The 1,007-nt window shown below is 69.6% G+C and carries 1 protein-coding gene; it reads right to left on the bottom strand.

Going from position 1 to position 1,007, the window contains the following annotated elements:
* Positions 1-1,007: helix-turn-helix domain-containing protein (locus A3ES_RS0145700; protein ID WP_020393505.1), on the bottom strand; the 1,007-nt coding region annotated here is incomplete at both ends.

Consider the following 1,007-nt stretch of genomic DNA (forward strand, 5'->3'; position numbering starts at 1 on the left):
GGCCTCGAGCATGGCGAGCCACCCGTGGGGCGCGTCGTCGACGAACAGGGCGCGGATGTGGTCGGTGAGGCGGATGCGCCAGGGTGCGCCGGGGGTGAGTTGTTCGCCGGCGATGAATCCCTCGTTCAGCCAGCGGTGCAGAGTGGATGGAGCCAGGCCCAGTTGTTTGGCGGCGTCGGCCACGGTGAGCAGTTCTCCCTCCTGCAGGTCGTCGCCGGGCTGGTGACGGGGGATGTTCCAGTGGTGGCGTAGTGATTGGACCCTACTGGCGGTGAACGACAGTCCGCGGGCGGTGCGCCTTCCTTGCCGGTTGAGGATCCCGGCGATGGTGGCGTCGGGGTAGTGGACGGCCAGGCGGCGCAGCAGGTCGATGGTGTCCTCCTCGGTGCGCAGCCGCTGCGGTGGCTTGCGCTTGAGGGGCACGGACAGCTCGGTGATCGCGCCGCCTTTCCAGCGCAGCACCAGATCGGCGCGGCCTTTGTCGTTGTCGCGGTGCACGCTGATGTTCACCTCGTCGAGCAGGCTGCGCAGCAGTCGTTTGCGGTCCTTGTCGGTGGTGGTCGCTGCCGACCACACGCCATCGAGGTCGTTGCCGAGGGCGAGGATCGCTTGTTTCTCTTGCGGGGTAAGGGTTTTCGGGCGTGCTTGCTCACGGCGGGCGAGTTCTTCCTCGGCGTCGGCCAGCTGTTGCAGCGTGGTGTTCCACTCGGTTTCCAGGCCGCGGGCGACCAGGCGGTTGTCGGGGTCGACGGCCCGGTAGCGGCGCTCGGCTTTGCTGGCGTGGTAGCGGGCCTGCTCGGCCTGACGCCGCCACTGCGCGAGAGCGGAGTCGTGGCCGTCCTCGAGTTGCTGGGCGGCGGCCAGGCAAGCCTGTAAGGCCGACGGTTGGAGTGCGGCAAGGAACGCGGCGCCCACCGCGGTGTCGATCGCGACGCCGCCGACGCGGAGGTGCCGGGTGCCGCGGCCCTCGACGAGCTGGCCGGTGCCGGTGCAGTAGTAGCCAGGGG

Source organism: Kribbella catacumbae DSM 19601 (assembly GCF_000372465.1).
Lineage (GTDB): Bacteria > Actinomycetota > Actinomycetes > Propionibacteriales > Kribbellaceae > Kribbella > Kribbella catacumbae.